This window comes from Alkalibacillus haloalkaliphilus (genome assembly GCF_007991275.1).
Lineage (GTDB): Bacteria > Bacillota > Bacilli > Bacillales > Alkalibacillaceae > Alkalibacillus > Alkalibacillus haloalkaliphilus.
Genome location: NZ_BJYA01000004.1, coordinates 92,239 through 106,464, shown reverse-complemented (window position 1 = coordinate 106,464; position 14,226 = coordinate 92,239). Strand labels below are relative to the sequence as shown.

The following is a 14,226-nucleotide window of genomic DNA, read 5'->3' as shown; positions in this document are numbered from 1 at the left end:
TATGTTTTAGTTGCTTGGATACTTCTCACCATTTTTCTTCAATTTTTCCTCAATAATTTCTTCCACATCTAGTTCCAGATCTGAGCACAGCATCAGTGTGTAAATTAGGACATCTGCAATTTCTTCTTGGATATTTTCTTTGTTAGAATCTAATGCAGATTCACTACTTTTCCATTGAAAATCCTCTAATAACTCCGCAGCCTCGATGGAAATTGAAATAGCTAAGTCTTTAGGGTTGTGGAATTGTCGCCAATTTCGTTCATCTCTGAAATGGTTAATAGAATTAATCAGATTATTAATATCATTCATCATGATCCATTCCCTTCAATTGTAAAAGTCTTCTCCTTAATTTTGGGTCCGTTGGGTAAATATATAAACCATGAATGCCACGTTTCATTAATACATTAATTGAGTTAAGTATTATTTCTTCTTTAATCTCCTCATTTTCTTCAAAAGATAAGTCTTTTCTAGAAGTAAAGGCACCTTTGTCTTCGTATTGACCTGTATCAATGAAGAGTTTGTCATTTTCTTCATCATATTTAACTGATGGCCCTAAAATCACACCAACATAATTTAAGTCAAACCCTTGAACAGTATAAATTGATCCAACTTCATTAATCGTGTTAGCTTCTTCTGCCCAGGTTTTGTTTTCGTATGTAATATTCCAAGGCATGTTGATACCTGATGGGTCAACATAATATGTATCACCATCTTTTTTATGAACGTAATCAAAGGTTGAAACGATTCTGGACAACCCATATTGTTCATTTTTATCATTCACTTTTTGTTTAAATTGTTCCGGATCATTGAACACTTTTAATTCGAACTTATGACTTTCCTTATGGGGGATAGCTTTTAAATTCTTTTCAGCAAACTGGTCTATCCAATCCAAAGTTTCAGGTGCAGCGTTCATACGGAACTGATGGGTTAGCTTCAATGTTTCAGCGTTATATTGATTTGTGATTTCTTGTAATAGTCTTTCATTCCAATAACTTTTAATTTTCAACACTTGTTTAGGGTCAAAGATTACAATTGTTATGTTACTTCTCTTTATAATCTCGTCCAATTGGTTATTATAGCGGAAGTTGTTGTACGAGTCTTCTTTGGATAGTAATAAATGTGCTTCATCTACTAAAGTGATATCTGCCTTTTCATTGCCTTTGTCCATCGAGTTAATAAATGGAGTAGGCTTTTTAAATTGTTTCTTTTTTAAGTTAGGTAAACTGTAGGCAATGTTGTGATAGGTTTTTAACATCTCACTATGATTAACGATTAAGTAGTTATCAGTATTATATAAATTAGAACTAGGATCATTTGCTTTATCTTGTAAAGTGTTAAACAAAGAACTTAATAGAACACTTTTGCCAGTACCTGAATCACCTTCTACAATAAAAACATGTTGTCCAGTCTTTTTAGCATTCTCATTGCAAAACTTAATAACTCTTTCTTTTATTTCTAGCTGTTGTTCAGAAAGTTCTTTATAAGGTGAAATTTTATAGATGTCTTTATTTTGCAAGTCTTCTATAGTGTTTTGTGCTATCTCTTCTTCTCTAAGCTTCTCCCATATTTGATGGAAGATTTTTTTATCATAGAACTCTTTTTGATAGTAGTTATGCATTTTTTTATTTGCAGTTTGGCTAACATTTTGGAGTTTGTAGTGATTATCTGCAATAAAGTAGTTGATCAAGTTAGTTTCAATATTATATGTAGCAGATTGGTTAAACTTCTCATGACCAATGAGAATGGTCTTTTCATGAACTTTTCGCTTCGGGTTGCTTAAGTGATCTTGAATCCTTCTATTAACATGTACAGTTTGACCAATATAAGCAGTAGGCTTTTTACTGTTATATAAGATATAAACAATTGGATAATTGTTGAGGTGGATTGTATGTAGTTGGCCTAGGTCTGAATTATTAAAGTTTCTAGTTTCGAAGATTACTTCTTCCATAACAATTTCTCCCATAAATCTTTTTTTACATCTTAACATAGATAGACGGAAGAGTATAAACAATAGATCAGATTGAGTAGACTATGAGTATATATAGATAGTTACGATCTTGATTAGCTTATATTATGGCCTTTACATGCCTTTGAGGGTGTTTCTTCAGTTCATACCTTTTAATCCTTTCTCGGAATAAAATCCCTTTCTGATTTTTAAAAATTTATAATAGATTTTGTCGAGTGAACTGTGATAGAATAATTTTTGTCATTGAATATTAAAAATGAAAAGAACATACAGGAGGGGATTTTCATGAACAAGAAATTTATAAGCGCTTTCACATTAATGTTAGCGGTATCACTAATTTTAGCTGCTTGTGGTGGCGACAATGGTGATCAAGCTGACACTGATGGTGGTGACAGTGAAGGATTAGATACGAACATTGCAACAATTGCAACAGGTGGTTCTTCTGGTCCTTATAACATTATTGCGACAACATTAGCGGAAGCTTATACTGATGAATTAGGTGTTAACGCTCGTACTGAAACAACGGGTGCATCAGTAGAGAATATGAATCTACTGAATAGAGAAAGTGTAGAAATGGCTTTTGTTATGAGTGACGTATTAAGCCAAGCAGTTGAAGGTGAGCAAAACTTCGAAGACAACTCAATTGATAACGTACAACAAATCGCAACTCTGTACCCTAACTATGTACAAGTTGTAACGACTGATGACAGTGGTATTGAAACGCTTGATGACTTAGAAGGTAAGCGTGTAGCTGTAGGTGACCAAAACTCAGGTGTAGAAGTTAACGCACGTACGCTTTTAGAAGGTCATGGAATTACTTATGATGATATCGATGAAGATTACTTAGGTTATGCTGAAGCGGCTGATGGTTTACGCACTGGTCAAATTGATGCTGCATTCTTAACGAGTGGTCTACCAAACTCTTCAGTATTAGAATTAGCTGAATCAGTTGATTTACAGATTGTAACGATTGAACAAGATCGAGTAGAAGAAATTGCTGAAGATAAAGAGTACTTCGTTTCAATGGAGATTCCAGAAGGTACTTACAACAATGATGAGCCAATTGAAACAGCTGCGATTATGAACGCTTTAGTTGTTCGTTCTGATTTAAGCGAAGATGATGTTTATGAGTTAACGAAAACATTATTCGAGAACTTAGAGCAACTTGAAAATTCACACCAAGCAGCATCTGATATCAACTTAGAAGATGCGCAAGAAGGAATGGTTGCACCAATTCACCCAGGGGCGCAGCGTTATTACGATGAACAATAAATGGTTGATTAGGGGCACTTTAATCATAGTGCTCCTATTTTTAACCTTTTTTCACTGGTCTGTTATTAAATTTGAATCAGACGGTGAGACCTATTTCCTTAATAGCGATTCTTTTACGTTAACTTGGATTCACTCTGTTGAAAATGAACCATGGTATGAAGTCTATGAACGTGATGGAAGACAACTCGTATTAACAGAGACGTATTTCAAGACGTTTGGTGCAGGTGTTCCATCTGAAGGTGAAATCATTGAAAGTGATGATGGTTTTATTCGAATGGTCGTAAATCGAGAGATGAGTCACATGAATATGATCGTATCTGATCATACGGAAACAACGATTATAACAGATACAAAGGAAATCCCTTTATATGAACTTTTTGAGCCGTATAGTGAGATTGAGATCAAAGTTCATAGAGTCTATCTTTGGAATATGTGGGGAGGGAAACCATTATGAGTCAAAATGACGTAAAAGACCCTGTTGAAAAACAAGGCAATAATTCTAATGAAATAGATACTAACGAAGAAATAGATAAGCAAGAAATACTAGAAAAATACGATAAACAATCTAAGATAAGGGATTTAGATAATCGCAAGTTCATATTCTGGACGTTGTTTATCATTGCTGCACTATATTCAGTTTATCATTTGTGGATTCAGTTTAATCCAATGCCTGCATTACAACAGCGTTCGATTCACGTTGCGATTGGCCTTGCATTGATTTTCTTGATTTATCCAACTTTTGCTAGTCAAAACCGTAGTAAAGTTCCGTTTTATGATTGGATTTTGTTTGGTTTAAGCTTTTTCTCAAGTTATTATATTTTAACGGAATATACAGCGATTGTAACTGAGCGTGGCGGTATTCCTAACACGATGGATATTATTGTAGGGATTATGACTGTCCTATTGATTTTAGAGGCGGCAAGACGTGTAACTGGACTTATTTTACCTGTCTTTGCTTTAATCTTCTTGTCATATCCATTCTTTAGTCATATGGACTTCTTACCAATGCGACTCATGACACGTGAGTTTGATTTGGGCGACATTTTTGGGCAATTGTATTTAACAACAGAAGGTCTATATTCCACAGCAATTGGAGCTTCTGTGAGCTTTATTTTCTTATTTATTTTATTTGGTGCGTTTTTACAAAAATCTGGCCTAGGACAGTTCTTTAATGATATCGCAATGGCGTTAGCTGGACATAGACAAGGTGGTCCAGCTAAGGTGGCGACAGTCTCCAGTGGTTTCATGGGGAGTATTAACGGAGCGGCAGTTGCGAACACGGTAAGTACTGGTTCGTTTACGATTCCATTAATGAAGAAAATTGGCTATAACAAGAACTTCGCTGGGGCTGTTGAAGCGAGCTCCTCGGTAGGTGGACAAGTCTTGCCACCAATAATGGGTGCAAGTGCCTTCATAATGGCTGAAACGACAGGAATTAACTATGGAACAATTGCATTAGCAGCGTTAATTCCAGCCGTTTTATACTATTTAGCTGTTATTATGCAAGTTCACTATCGTGCAGGTAAACAAGGACTTAAAGGTATTCCAAAAGCTGATTTACCTCGAGTGAGAGAAGTATTGAAGGAGCGAGGTCATTTACTGATCCCGATCATAGGTTTAATCGTCATGTTGTTCCAAAACATGCCAGTAGGACGCGCAGCATTCTGGACAATCGTTTTAACCATTGTTGTCGCTTCACTTAGAAAAGCTACACGTATGGGACCAAGGGATGTCATGGATGCATTAGTATTAGGTGCTCGTCAATCATTAGCTGTTATGATTGCCTGTGCGGTAGTTGGAATTATAATTGGTGTTGTTAGCTTAACAAGTTTCGGTACAGTTATGACTTCATCTATTCAAAGTTTAGGTGCTGGTTCATTATTCTTAACACTATTCTTTACCATGTTAGCTTCAATGTTATTAGGTATGGGGCTACCATCCATCCCAGCTTATATCATCACGGCAACAATGGCAGCGCCAGCATTATCTGAATTTGGTATACCTGTATTAGTGGCTCACATGTTTGTATTCTACTTTGGTATCTTTGCTAACGTAACACCGCCGGTAGCTTTAGCGGCATTCGCTGGTGCTGGGGTGTCAGGTGGTAACCCAATGATTACAGGATTCCAAGCATTGAAGCTATCTTTAGCAGGGTTCATCATTCCTTACCTGTTTGTGTTTGATCCAACGTTATTAATGATTGACACAACAGGAGTTGCAACGAACGCAACGGAGTTTGGTCTTCCACCGATGATGGATGTCTTACTAGTAGTCACAACAGCAATTATTGGAATTGTCGCTCTAAGTGCGGCCTTAGAAGGTTTCTTCCATACCTTTATAAATCCATTCTTAAGGATTGTGCTGTTAACAGGTGCTCTACTATCAGTGGTACCAAGCTTAACGACAGATGTGATTGGATTATCGTTAGTTGCTATAATTCTAGCAATGAACTTCATTCAAGCGCGTAAGAAAAATGAAAAGTTAGCTTAATACTATACTAGACTCGAGTGTTAGCAAGTGCTGACCTCGAGTCTAGTTTATTTTTGTGATAATATGATAGGGAAGTTGGCTTGTAAATAAATAGAGGTGATCTCATGCAAAAACTAATCTACACAACAATCCTAACCAGCCTCATCTTAATCGCCGGCTGCACAGGCTCTCAGTATGAACTAGATGACACAGCGGCGGTTATTAAAGGTGAAGAGATTACGGTTGGTGATGTATTGTTTGAATTTGATGTTGATGATGATGAGTTGCCATATGCCGTTGAAACGTATGTGGTGGAGTACCTTGTGATGCAAGAAGCTCAAGATATGGGGATTGATGTATCTGAAGAAGTAGAAAAGCACGAACAATTTTTTGGTGCTTACCCTTCTGAAGACGTTGATACTAATCAAGCTAATGAGATTCGTCAGTTTGCAGATTCGCGTGCTGAATTGTTTGATATGGACCCAGAGACGTATCATGAAGAATATACTAGGAAACGCACTGAGGTGAGCGCATACTCAACTGCGTTTGCTGAAGAGTACGTGGACTTTGATGAAGTTCAGTCGGATGAAGACATTGAACACGTAAATGCGACTATGCAACAAATCATCGATGACTTGTATGAAGAGTATGAAGATGAGATCGAGGTTTATATAGAATAAGTAGTTGTTTTGTTTTTTAGTAGTTCAGTTTAGGGTGCAAGCTTACAATTTGTACTCTGAATTGAACTATTTTTTATATAGTCGGCAAGATACAAGAGCGTTTTTGATGCCAAAAGCACCTTTTCCTGTTAAATTGATTAAGTAAAGTCATATCCAATTACTGAAAAGGAGTCATTTACATGAAGAAATTTATTAATGCGACTATATATGGAGATGAAAATTCTCGAGAGATTTTAGTAGAAAACGGACATTTTAAAGCAATAGGAAATGATTTAGAAGATGCAGATGAAGTGATTGATTTACAAGGCCGTTTAGTATTGCCGCCTTATGTTGATCCTCATTTACACTTAGATTATATCTTTTCAGGATTAGGTGAAGGTAACGCGAATATCTCTGGTACTCTATTTGAAGGGATCCAGCGCTGGAGTGACAATAAGAAATCGTTAACAGAAGATATGGTGAGGGAGCGGGCGATTGAAGGGATCCAAAAAGAAGTGAATAAAGGGGTACAATTCATTCGGTCACACGTCGATATTACGGATCCTAATTTAACAGGTATGAAAGCGTTAATTAAACTGCGTGAAGAATTGAAAGATGTAGTTACATTGCAGCTTGTCGCCTTTCCTCAAGAAGGGTTCTATCGATATGAGGGAGCAGAAGACCTGATGGAACAAGCACTTGAAATGGGTGCTGATGTAGCTGGAGGAATTCCTCACTTTGAAATTTCATATGAACATGGTGTTGAATCATTAAGAAGAATTGTAGACATGGCAATAAAATATAATGTGATGATTGATATTCACTGTGATGAAAATGACGATCCCAATAGTCGATTTTTAGAAGTGTTAAATGCCCTCGTTATGGAAAAGGATTATGGTAAATACACCACTGCAAGTCATACGTGTAGCTTCGGTTCTGTTGAAAACAGTTATGCGAATAAGATGTTAGGGTTATTTAAAGAATCACAAATTAACTTTATATCTTGTCCAACTGAAAATGCGCATCTACAAGGGCGTGGTGACAATTACCCTATACGCCGTGGTCTGACACGAGTTAAAGAGTTATTAAGTAATGGCAATAATGTTGCATTTGCCCAGGATTCAATTGCCGATTACTGGTATCCATTAGGAAATGGTAACATGATGAATATTTTAGACAATGGGATCCATTTAGCGCATTATACACACATTAATGAAATCAATAAGGCGTTTGACTTGATTACATATCACGGTGCAAACATTATGCGAGTAAACGATGAGTATGGCATTAATGATGGAAAGCCTGCTAACTTTATCGTTTTAGATGCACAAGATGCGTATGAAGCAATTCGAGAGCGTGCAGAAGTACTTGCATCTATTCGCAACGGTGAATATCTCTTCAAGCGTGAACCACGAAAAAATGAAGTTGAAATAGATTTCTTGAAGCAGTCTTGAGTTATAGAGGGGAAAATTTTCCCTAATTAAATTGTTGTGTAATAAATGAACAAACTAAAAATAGAAGTTCGTCAAAAAAGGAGTTGGCTTAGTCCAGCTCCTTTAAATTTTGGCGTAGTATAACACTATTTAATGGGAATATTTGTTACAATGAAATAGAATAACTTATTGATTAGAGGTTTTCCGAATGCTTTGGATCACACTAACAGCTGTTTACACTATTTCATTTATTTTAATCTATAATTTTATCAAGCGACAAAACCGAAATGAACCTTATTCTGAGCGGATGAATCCATTAATGGTAGTCGTTGTAGCTGCGCTGCTGGCTTTGCCAATTTTAGTTGTTGTAGGCGCTTTTACGTTTGCGATTATAGGCTCTGTTAGTTTAATAGATATAATGTTTTCTCTTAACTTAAGTACGAGTCAACTCGTGATTTTAGGTGTTATTTTTATCATCTACTTATATACATTAGATAGTTTGTTTGAACTGATCCTGAAGAATTTCATTAAACATGTTCTGTTATATACATTATTCATTTTCTTAGTTCGGGTGGGAGCCTTTTATATAATTGGTTCAATTATAGGTTTGGCAGAACAAACAGGGCTAGCTATTGCAATAGGTGTAAGTGCAACAGTGTTGTTAATTGAGATCCTGTTCAAATTACGAGAAAAAACGGTTGAAGAAGAGTGAGAGGCCATCAAATATGGTCTCTTTTTTTAGTAGTTGACAAGAACGCCTGTTCGAATATAATTATAATTGAAGACTTCACATTTCCTCTGTTTGACTCACCTTAATACGTTTAAGATTGACACTCCAAACGTTAGTTAATTCCCTAATTAATTTGAATATGGTCTTATGTGAAAGGAGAAAGCCTATGGGTCATGACATTTTTGGCTATAATCATGCTGGTAGAAAAATTGCTTATGCTCGTTTTAGTATGTCGAACTATAATGCTGATGTTTTATACAAAGTACTAGATTCAGAAGAACATAATGGAGGTGTAAGTGGCGTTGGTGCACGCTCCACTTTCTCTGTTACCCAGATGGAACATGCACTTCAAGAATTTATCCACTCTCACGAAAACAAGTACACCTTATCAGGGAATGATCCTGACAATGTGCAGATCAAAGAATTCCTTGAAAACTGTCTTGAGACAGCTCAAAAAGAAGGTGAAGTGGAAGTGTGTTTTGCATAACTGATTAAGTTTACTATTCAGATCAGTTCATGTAACACAAAATGTGAAGTCTTCATTTTTACTTTGAAAGTGATTTCATGACTAGAGGGGATTGCTGTTATATAATATAAAGTAAGGAGCTGAGTCCAATGGTAATGAAAGCTGAAGAAAGGAAAAAAGAAAGGGAGACTATAAGACAAGAAATCCTTAAAAGGCGTAAAGCTGCAATAGAACATAGTAGAAAGAATCACAACTATAGTGTCTTAGAGAGAATTAAAAATAAAAAGGTTTATTAAACAAAAAGAGCTAGTCATTGACTAAGCTCTGATTTTATTTAAAAGCAGATGACTGACCCGCCTTATTTATAAAATACCTAAATGGCTTATAATAGGGTTCGCCTACATTGTTATAAACTTTTATGGTACCTCGGCTGTTATCTTCCAATATTCGCTTTCTTTTTTCAAGCATATACTGCCTAATATAATCTTGATTACTAATTGAGATCGCCCCCTTAAATTTTGTCATATTAAATTATATTATTTCACCAAATTTATATAACTAAACAAAGAGATCTCTTATATTCTAAATTAGATCACTACAGCTGACGGTGACTCTTGCAAGCAAATAAAAAAGTGAATATTAAGCGTGTGGCCGTCTTTTGTTGTTTATTAAATTTTGGAATTTTGTGTTAAAATTAAGGGGGAGTTTGGTTTTGTTAACACCGTTTTAGGAGGGTCCAAATGATCAGTGATAGAATTTACCACCGAGCCTTCGGTGTCTACGGACTTTGTATTGAAGACGAGAAATTATTAGTTATACATAAAAATGGCGGTCCTTATATTAATAGATTTGATCTGCCAGGTGGTAGTTTAGAAGAAGGCGAGTCATTAACAGAGGCGATGAGAAGAGAAGTACATGAAGAAACAGGCTTGCGAGTTGAAATAGATGAAAATATTGGTGTGGTTGACTTTAAGCTGCCTTGGTTGTGGAAAGGTCACACAGATGTCCATCATATCGCTGTTTTCTATACAGTTAGACAATTTGCTGGAGTGTTAATCGAGCCAAATCAATTTAAAGGTCAGGACTCCCTTGGCGCTTTATGGGTGTCAGAGGAGGAAGTGTCTATAGATAATGCTTCTCCGTTAGTTCTGAAGGCATTTGATTGGATGAAAACTAAGAAACTAACGATCGAGGCTGAGTGTTTTAATGAATGGAAGGTATTAAAATAGTTAAGGTTTAAAAGGTGGGGCTATATTGTTATTGGAATTTGTAAATGTATTAATTCTGGTCGCAACGGTTGTTTTGTTAATCGTTGGGCTAATCATCTCTAGAAAACTTTCTTTTACTGGTGGTTTTTATTTTTTCTTATTGCTCTTAATTAGTGAACTATACCAAATTACTTTTGCGACAAGTATTACTATAATGCGTTACTTCCAAGAACATGGTCCGCCAATGGGGATGACTATGGGAGAGTATGTAATGTGGACTAGTTATATTCCTAGGGTTTTAGAATTAATAGCATTTACTTTTTTAGTCGTTGGACTGTTTAAACTATGGAAGTCAAGTACAAGTAATACGAAGGAGATGTCTCATTGAAAATAGTTGAAAAAACTTTTGATATTGTGTCAGAAACTGGTCGGTTAATTATTAAGCCCTTAGAGAAATCTGATTACGAAAGTTGGCTCGATGGATTTGAAAGTCGAAAGCCTTCACAGCACCGTCATGATGAAGGCAAGCGAGACATGAGTAATTGTACAGAAGAATGGTTTCGTGATTTAGTGGACAAGCATCAGGAGTTGGCCATTTCAGATACAGCGTTTGTTTTTGGTCTGTTTAGAAAAACGGACGGCGTTCATATTGGAATGGTAGATTTCTCAACGCTTGTACGAGATAACTTCCAATGGGGAAGTATTGGGTATTCAATTCACAATCATCAATGGCGCAATGGATACGGTCAAGAAGCGGTTAAAGAAGCACTCGAAATAGGTCATAAACATTTAAACTACCACCGTATTGAAGCGCATATTAACGTGGATAATGAGGCGTCTTTTCAATTGGCAGAGCGTGTTGGAATGGAGTATGAGTGCACGAGAAAAGGATTTATCTATGAATTTGGTGATTGGACGGATAACTTAGTTTACTTTAAGAATTCGATTTAAAAGGTGATAAAGTATGAAAAGTAATAGTATTTTAATAGTTATGGCATTAGTTTTAACAAGCTTAGTTCTCACAGCATGTTATTCAGATTATGAGGAACTTTCCTTTAAAGACAAAACAGATCACTGGGAAGTTGAGTATTTTGTTTCGATTAGAGGTGGAGATAGTGAAAACGTCAGTCTAATAATGGAGTATATTGGTGAAGGTGAACCACCAGAAAACATTAGTTATTCGGTTGATGGTGTGACTAGCTCTAGCATGGCGGAAAATAGGTTTATGAGTAATGGTGTACTCAATATCTCGGTTGGGAGTTGTGTTGGTTGTCAAGTCACACAGGAAGATGCACAAATTGATGTCAGTATTAGATGGGAAGACAACAATGAATCAATGGTGTTGGAGTTAGAGGACTGATGAAGGTGATTGAAGCTTATTCTATGATACAATGAAATCAGTGATTTAATAGCTTCAAAAGAGGTGGCAAGATGCGTAAAGTAATATTTTTAGTTATGATAATAAGTATAAGTTTAGTTGTAGCATGTTCAGATTCTGGATATAGTCATGATGATACGGCTGCTGTTGTAAAAGGTGAAGAGATTACAGTTGGTGACGTACGTTTTGTGTTTAATGTTCATGATGAAAACTTGCGCAATTCGGTTGAAATGTATATTGTAGATGAGTTAATTATTGATGAGGTTAGGAATGAAATGGGAATCGATTTATCAGATGACGTTGAAAGCTACGTTGAAGCTGATCCGTCTTATCCTTTTGATGATCTTGATCCTGAAGCGGCAGAGAGAATGAGAGCTTTCGTTGAAGAACAGGCTGAGCGGTTTGATATGGAGCCTGAAGAATATCACGAAGCTTTCTCACGAGCAAGTGCAGAGCGCACGGTTTATCAAGATCGTTACTTTTTAGAGAAAATTGATGACCCAGATTCAAATGAAATTGAACAATCAATCTATGGTGTAACAACCGCATTAGTTGAGAAATATGAGGATGAAATTGAGATTTATATAGAGGAATAGTGCAGTATAAAGCACGCTTTCAAAGGGTGTGCTTTTTTTATGTTTTTGAATGGGTGTTAAGAGATTTGTGGTAAAATAGAAGTGAAAGGTTACCTTGTGGGAGGGTGTGGTCATGATTGAAAGTAAAGCACGACCTCCTGGATATATTTGTGTATTTATTTAAGATGTTAGGAGTAGATTTATGGAAACATTTGATTTTAAGCCAATTAAAATAATTTTTGCTGTTTTAACTTTAATTCTTGTTGTGCCGTTTTTGTTTAACCCATCTGTTGGGATTGTTTTAACTTTATTGCTGTTATCATTAAGCTTTTTAATAGCTACTTTAGGATTCGAGCAGTTTGAAAAGAAACGAATAGCATTATCTATTATTCTTGTTGTAACGTCACTGTTTACAGCAGGTGCAGCGATCTATGTGTTGTGGCTAACATCAAGTCTTGTTATAAGATAAAATTTCTAATTGGAGTGTGACTTATGGTTGGTGTAGAAATTGATTTAGTTGTAAAAGACAGCTTGAAAGCATTAGATTTGTACGAGAAAGTATTTGAGGTAAAACGTGTCGAAGTTTCAAACCTTCCTCGTGGTGAAAATGAAGCAGTCTTCAAATTGTACGAGGTTCAATTTCATTTGTTGGATGAAAATCCTGATTTTTATCTAATTGCACCAAAGCCAGACCACCCAAAAACGAGTTGGGTAAACGTAACGGTCCCAGACATTAATGAAACGTACTCAAAAGCAATGGAAATGGAGTGCACAGAGATTCAGCCAGTAACTGAACTTCCAGATCACGGTGTTTCCAATGCTATATTTATGGATCCTTTCGGTTACGTATGGATGTTGCATCAAGTTCATAAAGAAGTGAGCCATGAAGAGCGTTTGCAACTGTGGGAAGAGCAGAAGAAAAATTAATGAAGGTAAAGAGGAAGGCACGCTAGCTATTAGCGTGCCTTTATTTGTTTTGATCTTTTTTATGAGACGGTACGTAAGTGTCACGGTCGTGTCGATACATTTTGTTGATTCTTTCCACAAATTCTTTACTATCTTCTTCACTTAGATCATGCAAATGGGCATCTGTTTTTTTACCGTTAATCCATTGAAACAACTCATCACTCAAACTGATCAACTCCTTATAGAAAAAGTCACTTTGGAAGTAAGAATGAACTTAGTGTTGGTTGGAATTTTATGTTAACATTAATTTTAGGAATATTCAATTAACAATCGGAGGGTGGGGACAGTTGTTGAGTGTGTTGGCCAGGGTCAAAGAGAAATATAAACAAAGTAATAAGTTTTTATTTGCCTTGAAGGCTTTCTTTAGTGCTTTATCCATTTATTTTGCCATTCAGGTTATTTTTATATCTACTTCAGGGTTAGTAAGCGCTGATTCTTCAACTGAATTTCCTGGTTTATTACTTTTTGGAATGTTCTTTTGTTGGGGATTAACTAATGTCATTGAACTTGTTGAAATGTTAGTTGCAAAGAAGAAAGAGCATTTTACATTTTTGCTCATAGCTACAATATTCGGTTTTGGCGTATCATTTTATATCTTGTCATTATCGATATAAACAACATGGCGTTGGGAAAAAGGGGTTGGAATTATGTTCATAGTAAATGTAGAAGGTGCCATTCATAGTGATGGAAAATGGCTATTAATACGAAGAAGCGAAAAAGAAGAACACGCTGGTGGGTTACTTTCACTTGTTGGTGGAAAATGTGAGATCGAGGGGAACTCCAGAGATATTTTAGAAAGAACTTTACATAGAGAAATACTAGAAGAAGTAGGCATTGAAGTAGAGGTTTCTAAGTATGTGAATAGCTCCTCATTCGTCACTGACAAGGACCTAAATGTGATCGACATTGTATTCCTATGCCAACACGAATCTGGAGAGGCTTATGCTAAGAGCAGTGATGAAGTTGATGAGGTGATCTGGATGACAACTTCTGAGATTTTATCCCATTCTGATGCACCAGACTACCTAAAAGAGAATGTAGAACTTGCGGATGTAAAATTATAGTAATAGATTAAGAGATTTTTGAGTGAGTTAGGAGATTTAA

20 protein-coding genes are annotated in these 14,226 nt (G+C 36.0%); 17 read left to right on the top strand and 3 right to left on the bottom strand.

The window, feature by feature from the left end:
* Nucleotides 1-6 precede the first annotated feature (6 nt).
* Both AHA02nite_RS05950 and AHA02nite_RS05945 read right to left on the bottom strand, forming a co-directional pair.
* The gene (locus AHA02nite_RS05950) at nt 7-309 is read right to left on the bottom strand and encodes a nucleotide pyrophosphohydrolase (protein WP_146815385.1); all 303 of its coding nucleotides are present in this window, start codon (nt 307-309) and stop codon (nt 7-9) included.
* The gene (locus AHA02nite_RS05945; protein ID WP_146815334.1) at nt 302-1,948 is read right to left on the bottom strand and encodes a DUF2075 domain-containing protein; all 1,647 of its coding nucleotides are present in this window, start codon (nt 1,946-1,948) and stop codon (nt 302-304) included. Before AHA02nite_RS05945 ends, AHA02nite_RS05950 begins: the two co-directional genes overlap by 8 nt.
* Nucleotides 1,949-2,251: 303 nt before the next feature.
* Here AHA02nite_RS05945 and AHA02nite_RS05940 point away from each other — a divergent pair, with 303 nt between their 5' ends.
* The 15 genes from AHA02nite_RS05940 to AHA02nite_RS05875 all read left to right on the top strand — a co-directional run bounded on the left by AHA02nite_RS05940 (nt 2,252) and on the right by AHA02nite_RS05875 (nt 13,083).
* A complete protein-coding gene (locus tag AHA02nite_RS05940; protein ID WP_146815332.1) occupies nt 2,252-3,238 on the top strand; it encodes a TAXI family TRAP transporter solute-binding subunit in 987 nt (328 codons plus the stop codon).
* Nucleotides 3,228-3,692 carry a DUF1850 domain-containing protein gene (locus tag AHA02nite_RS05935; protein ID WP_146815330.1) on the top strand — a complete coding sequence of 155 codons (465 nt, stop codon included), beginning with the start codon at nt 3,228-3,230 and terminating at the stop codon, nt 3,690-3,692. Before AHA02nite_RS05940 ends, AHA02nite_RS05935 begins: the two co-directional genes overlap by 11 nt.
* Nucleotides 3,689-5,728 carry a TRAP transporter permease gene (locus AHA02nite_RS05930; protein WP_146815328.1) on the top strand — a complete coding sequence of 680 codons (2,040 nt, stop codon included), beginning with the start codon at nt 3,689-3,691 and terminating at the stop codon, nt 5,726-5,728. The genes AHA02nite_RS05935 and AHA02nite_RS05930 overlap by 4 nt, the downstream gene beginning before the upstream one ends.
* Before the next feature lie 104 nt (nt 5,729-5,832).
* Nucleotides 5,833-6,387: a hypothetical protein gene (locus tag AHA02nite_RS05925; protein ID WP_146815326.1), complete on the top strand. Its 555-nt coding sequence runs from the start codon at nt 5,833-5,835 to the stop codon at nt 6,385-6,387.
* A gap of 179 nt (nt 6,388-6,566) precedes the next feature.
* Nucleotides 6,567-7,820 (top strand): amidohydrolase family protein, encoded by a 1,254-nt coding sequence (locus AHA02nite_RS05920; protein ID WP_146815324.1) that lies wholly within the window; start codon nt 6,567-6,569, stop codon nt 7,818-7,820.
* A gap of 187 nt (nt 7,821-8,007) precedes the next feature.
* A complete protein-coding gene (locus AHA02nite_RS05915) occupies nt 8,008-8,511 on the top strand; it encodes a hypothetical protein (protein WP_146815322.1) in 504 nt (167 codons plus the stop codon).
* A 184-nt stretch (nt 8,512-8,695) separates the two neighbouring features.
* Nucleotides 8,696-9,016, top strand: coding sequence for a hypothetical protein (locus AHA02nite_RS05910; RefSeq protein ID WP_146815320.1), 321 nt, complete (start codon nt 8,696-8,698; stop codon nt 9,014-9,016).
* 128 nt (nt 9,017-9,144) lie between these two features.
* The gene (locus tag AHA02nite_RS15085; RefSeq protein ID WP_170235987.1) at nt 9,145-9,291 is read left to right on the top strand and encodes a hypothetical protein; all 147 of its coding nucleotides are present in this window, start codon (nt 9,145-9,147) and stop codon (nt 9,289-9,291) included.
* Nucleotides 9,292-9,735: 444 nt separating this feature from the next.
* On the top strand, nt 9,736-10,224 hold the full coding sequence (locus AHA02nite_RS05905) for an NUDIX hydrolase (protein ID WP_146815318.1): 489 nt from the start codon (nt 9,736-9,738) through the stop codon (nt 10,222-10,224).
* Between the two features lie 25 nt (nt 10,225-10,249).
* Nucleotides 10,250-10,591, top strand: coding sequence for a hypothetical protein (locus AHA02nite_RS05900; RefSeq protein WP_146815316.1), 342 nt, complete (start codon nt 10,250-10,252; stop codon nt 10,589-10,591).
* Nucleotides 10,588-11,154 (top strand): GNAT family N-acetyltransferase, encoded by a 567-nt coding sequence (locus AHA02nite_RS05895; RefSeq protein ID WP_146815314.1) that lies wholly within the window; start codon nt 10,588-10,590, stop codon nt 11,152-11,154. The genes AHA02nite_RS05900 and AHA02nite_RS05895 overlap by 4 nt, the downstream gene beginning before the upstream one ends.
* Before the next feature lie 13 nt (nt 11,155-11,167).
* The gene (locus AHA02nite_RS05890; protein WP_146815312.1) at nt 11,168-11,563 is read left to right on the top strand and encodes a hypothetical protein; all 396 of its coding nucleotides are present in this window, start codon (nt 11,168-11,170) and stop codon (nt 11,561-11,563) included.
* Nucleotides 11,564-11,634: 71 nt separating this feature from the next.
* On the top strand, nt 11,635-12,177 hold the full coding sequence (locus AHA02nite_RS05885; protein ID WP_146815310.1) for a hypothetical protein: 543 nt from the start codon (nt 11,635-11,637) through the stop codon (nt 12,175-12,177).
* 181 nt (nt 12,178-12,358) lie between these two features.
* Nucleotides 12,359-12,625, top strand: a complete 267-nt coding sequence (locus tag AHA02nite_RS05880; protein ID WP_146815308.1) for a DUF3953 domain-containing protein — start codon at nt 12,359-12,361, stop codon at nt 12,623-12,625.
* Nucleotides 12,626-12,648: 23 nt separating this feature from the next.
* Nucleotides 12,649-13,083, top strand: a complete 435-nt coding sequence (locus AHA02nite_RS05875; RefSeq protein ID WP_146815306.1) for a VOC family protein — start codon at nt 12,649-12,651, stop codon at nt 13,081-13,083.
* A gap of 40 nt (nt 13,084-13,123) precedes the next feature.
* Here AHA02nite_RS05875 and AHA02nite_RS15080 read toward each other — a convergent pair whose 3' ends face one another.
* Nucleotides 13,124-13,288 carry a hypothetical protein gene (locus AHA02nite_RS15080; RefSeq protein WP_170235985.1) on the bottom strand — a complete coding sequence of 55 codons (165 nt, stop codon included), beginning with the start codon at nt 13,286-13,288 and terminating at the stop codon, nt 13,124-13,126.
* Between the two features lie 121 nt (nt 13,289-13,409).
* On the opposite strand from AHA02nite_RS15080, the gene AHA02nite_RS05870 reads away from it, so the two are divergent.
* Nucleotides 13,410-13,736 (top strand): hypothetical protein, encoded by a 327-nt coding sequence (locus AHA02nite_RS05870; protein ID WP_146815304.1) that lies wholly within the window; start codon nt 13,410-13,412, stop codon nt 13,734-13,736.
* A gap of 33 nt (nt 13,737-13,769) precedes the next feature.
* Complete coding sequence (locus tag AHA02nite_RS05865) at nt 13,770-14,186, top strand: NUDIX hydrolase (RefSeq protein WP_146815303.1); 417 nt, start codon at nt 13,770-13,772, stop codon at nt 14,184-14,186.
* The last annotated feature ends 40 nt before the right edge of the window (nt 14,187-14,226 follow it).